The organism is Microbacterium sp. NPDC080220 (assembly GCF_040686395.1).
Taxonomy (GTDB): domain Bacteria; phylum Actinomycetota; class Actinomycetes; order Actinomycetales; family Microbacteriaceae; genus Microbacterium; species Microbacterium gawkjiense.
This window is the reverse complement of record NZ_JBFBOP010000021.1, coordinates 1-4,306: the sequence shown is the minus strand read 5'-3', so window position 1 is coordinate 4,306 and position 4,306 is coordinate 1. Positions and strand designations below refer to the sequence as shown.

Sequence of the window (4,306 nt, the reverse complement as noted above, 5' to 3'; positions counted from 1 at the left end):
CCCGGTCCGGGCTGTCTACGGCACCGGCGAGGACAGTCTCCGCGCGCGGACCGTCCTCGTCGTCCCCGACACCGGCGCACCGGCTCGTCAGATCGGCGTCGTCGTGCCCATCACCGCGGGACCGCAGTCCACCGGCGTCCTCAGCTCCAGACAACTGACCGAGCTCACCGCCGAGGGGGGCGACCTGCGCGAGCAGGTGGATGCCGTGACGGGCACGCCGGCGATCCTCGCCGTGGATCCCGCGATCACCGCCTCGATCCGCGCCCTGGGCTCCGCGGCGCCGGCCGACGCGGTCGCGTGGCTCGACGACCTGATCGCGCTCCCGAACGACCGGTTCGCGCTGCAGTACGGCGACGCCGATCTCGCCGCGCAGATCGGCGCGGGCGAGGCATCCCCCCTCCGGCCGGTCTCGTTCGCGGCCTACCTCGACCCGGCGAACTTCGGCGCCCCCGCGGTCGACGGCGAGGCGACCCCGACCCCGACGCCGACCCCCGAGGAACCGACCCTCCCCACGCTCGAGGAGCTGTTCGACGTCGGCGCCGACCGCGACAGCGTCTTCTGGCCCGCGACCGGAACGGCCGGCGCCGAGACCGTCGCCGCCCTGGGCGCCGTGACGGGCGGCGACGACGCGCCCGTCACGCTCCTGCCGAGCTCGGTCGTGCGATCGGATGCCGGGGCGCACGCCGTCGCGGCCGACACGGACCTGCTCGTCTACGACGCCGGCCTCTCGCGCCTGCTCGAGGACGCCTCCGCGACCGATGCCGACACCGCCCGCGGAGCGCTCCTGGCGGAGTTCACGGCGCGGGCGGCCGTGGGCGACCTCGCCGACCCCCTGCTCGTCACGGTCGACCGCGCGAACGGTCGGTCCCAGGCCGCCCTGCGCGGCGCGATCGACGCGGCGACCGGGCTCCCCGGCTGGACGGCGACCGATCTCGACGGCCTCCTCGCGGCCCCCGCCACCGCGGTCGACGTCGACTCCGTCCCCGCCGACCAGGACCGCGTCGCGGTGATCGACAGGTTCCGCGCCGCGCAGGGCGGTCTGCAGCGCATCTCGGGTGTGCTCGACGACCCGACGCTGCTCACCTCCTCGGAGCGGGCGACCGAGTTGCAGCTGCTCGGCAACGCGTGGCTCGACGACCGCGAGGGATGGGATGCCGCGATCCAGGCGCAGCGCGAGCGCATCGCCTCGTGGACCGACGGCGTCGCCCTCGTCCTCGGCGGCCCCATCACCCTCGCCGGGGCCTCCGCGCCCCTCGTCTTCACCGTCCGCAACGACCTGCCGTGGCCGGCCCGTGTCGACCTGATCGCCTCGCCCGGCGACGCGCGTCTGGTGATCGAGTCGACGACCGAGGTCGAGATCGGCGCCCAGCAGACCAGCCGCGTCGCGATCCCCGTCTCCGCCCTCGTGGGCAGCGGCGAATCCTCCGTCGACCTGCAACTGCGCACCCCGTCCGGCGTCGAGATCGGGCGGAGCGAGACCGTCGAGGTGTCGGTGCGCGCCGAATGGGAGTCGGTGGCCCTCGTCATCCTCACGGTCCTCGTGTCCGCCCTCCTCGTCTTCGGTGTCGTCCGGACGGTCCGACGGCGCAAGCGGATGCCGGTGGCCCCCTGATGGCCGGCCTCGGACGCGCGAGCGCCACCGTCGCCGCCGGCACCATGGCGTCCCGGATCACGGGGCTCATCCGCAACATCGTGCTGGCGGCGGCCCTCCCGGTCGTCGCCGGCGGCGCGGCCGACGCCTTCGCGGTCGCGAACGCGCTCCCCAACACGGTGTTCAACCTGATCTCGTCCGGCCTTCTCGCCGGCGTCATCGTGCCGCAGATCGTGAAGGCGGTACGGACGCACGACGACCGCGGTGACGCGTTCGTCTCCAAGCTGCTCACCCTGGGGATGGTCGTCCTCACCGCGGTCACGGTGATCGCAGTGATCGCGGCGCCGCTGCTGATCCTGCTCTACGGCGGACAGTTCTCGCCCGAGAAGCAGGCCCTGACACTCGCCCTCGCCTACTGGTGCATCCCGCAGGTCCTCTTCTACGGCCTGTACGCCCTCGTGGGCGAGGTGCTCAACGCGAATCGGGTGTTCGGACCCTTCGCGTGGTCCCCGATCGCCAACAACCTCGTGTCGATCGTGGGCTTCGGCGCGTTCATCTGGATCTTCGGGCCTCATCAGGAGGTCACCGGATGGACCCCGGGCATGGTGGCGCTCCTCGGCGGCACCGCGACTCTCGGCATCGTCGTTCAGGCCCTGATCCTGCTTCTCTTCTGGCGTCGTGCGGGTCTGCGCGTCCGCCCGGACTTCCAGTGGCGTGGTCTCGGCCTGGGTGACATCGGTCGTCTCGCCGGGTGGACCTTCCTGATGGTCGTCGTCGGTCAGGTGGCGGGGGTGTTCCAGGTCAACATCGTCGGTGCCGCGTCCGGAACCGGCGCAGCGAATGCGAGCCTGCAGTTCGCCTGGCTGCTGTTCATGCTGCCGTTCTCCGTCATCGTGCTCTCCCTCGGCACCCCGTACTACACACGGCTCAGCGAGCACGTCGCGGAAGGACGCACCGACGAGGTGACGCGGGATCTCGCGTCGTTGACCCGCACGGTCGGCATCTTCATGGTGGGCGTGCTCGCGGCCATCGTGGCCGCGATCGTCCCCCTCTCCCGCATCTTCACCGACAGCTCCGAGAATGCCGTCGCGTTCGCGGCCGTCCTCGCCGCCTATCTCGTCGCACTGCTGCCGCTGTCGTTCCAGTTCGGGCTGCAGCGCACGTTCTACGCGTTGAAGGACACCCGTACGCCCTTCTTCTACACGCTCGTCCAGGCCGTCCTCGTCATCGTCTCCGCCCTCACCGCTGCTGCGCTGCTGCGCGGCGGGGTCCTGCCCGTGACGCTGCTGGCCGTGGCCATCGCGCTCGGCCAGTCGGTGGCGAACATCGTGCAGTTCTCGCTCGCCGTCTCGCTGCTGCGGCGCAAGATCGGTCCGCTGGGATTGAGTGGGGCCGCTCGCGCCGTGCTGCGCTTCCTCCTCGCGGCGATTCCGGCTGCGGGTGCCGGCGTCGCCGTCTTCCTTCTCACGGGCGGCGTCTCGGGATGGACGGTGACGAACGGCCTTTTCGGATTCCTCGGCGCCGCGCTCATCGGCGGTGTGACACTGCTGGTCTACGGCGGCATCCTGGCCCTGTTCCGCACTCCCGAGCTGGGCGTCGCGTTCCGTGCCGTCCGCCGCTTCCTGCCGGGCCGGTGAGCCCCCCCTCCGTGGAATGCCACGCGGCTACCATGGGTTGAACTGTCCGGGCGCGAACATCGCCCAGACGAAGAGAGGATTCATCGTGCGCAAGGTCATCATCATCGGCTCGGGTCCGGCGGGCTACACCGCGGCGATCTACGCGGCGCGCGCGAACCTGTCGCCCCTCGTCGTCGCCAGCTCGGTCGAGGCCGGCGGAGAGCTGATGAACACGACCGAGGTCGAGAACTTCCCCGGGTTCCCCGAGGGCATCATGGGCCCCGACCTCATGACCAAGATGCAGGAGCAGGCCGAGAAGTTCGGCGCCGAGGTCGTCTATGACGACGTCGTGTCGCTCGACGTGTCGGGCGACATCAAGACCGTCACGCTCGGCCGCGGCGAGACGCACGAGGCCGAGGCGATCGTGTTCGCCACCGGTTCCGCGCCCCGCAAGATCGGCATCGAGGGTGAGACCCGTCTGTCGGGCCGCGGCGTCTCGTACTGCGCCACGTGCGACGGCTTCTTCTTCCGCGAGAAGGTCATCGCCGTCGTCGGCGGCGGCGACTCGGCGATGGAGGAGGCGACGTTCCTCACGAAGTTCGCCTCGAAGGTCTACGTGATCCACCGTCGCGACGAGCTGCGCGCCTCGAAGATCATGCAGGACCGCGCCAAGGCCAACGAGAAGATCGAGTTCGTCTGGAACGCCGAGGTCATCGACGTCCTGGGTGAGGATGCCGTGACCGGCGTGCGTCTGCGCGACACCGTCGACGGGTCCGAGCGCGACCTCGCCCTCGACGGCGTGTTCGTCGCGATCGGCTACGACCCCCGTACGCACCTCGTGCACAACGTCCTCGACATCACCGAGCACGGCACCGTGTGGGTCGACGGACGCACCTCGAAGACCTCCGTCCCCGGTGTCTTCGCCGCCGGCGACGTCATCGACCCGACCTACCGCCAGGCCGTCACCGCGGCCGGCAGCGGCACGGTCGCCGCCCTCGACCTCGAGCACTACCTCGCCGCGCGCGGCGACGCGGGTGCCCCCGCGCAGGACGCCGCACTGATCGACGGGCTGCCGACCCCCGCCTGAGCGCGGAACAAT

The 4,306-nt window shown here is 71.2% G+C and carries 3 protein-coding genes; all 3 read left to right on the top strand.

Annotated elements, in window-relative coordinates; genetic code table 11:
* Positions 1 to 1,612: DUF6049 family protein (locus AB0P29_RS16100; RefSeq protein ID WP_363381226.1), on the top strand; the 1,612-nt coding region annotated here is incomplete at its 5' end.
* Positions 1,612 to 3,228: a murein biosynthesis integral membrane protein MurJ gene (gene murJ, locus AB0P29_RS16095; RefSeq protein ID WP_363381224.1), complete on the top strand. Its 1,617-nt coding sequence runs from the start codon at positions 1,612 to 1,614 to the stop codon at positions 3,226 to 3,228. The genes AB0P29_RS16100 and murJ, both read left to right, overlap by 1 nt.
* Before the next feature lie 85 nt (positions 3,229 to 3,313).
* Positions 3,314 to 4,294 (top strand): thioredoxin-disulfide reductase, encoded by a 981-nt coding sequence (gene trxB / locus AB0P29_RS16090; protein ID WP_061018795.1) that lies wholly within the window; start codon positions 3,314 to 3,316, stop codon positions 4,292 to 4,294.
* The last annotated feature ends 12 nt before the right edge of the window (positions 4,295 to 4,306 follow it).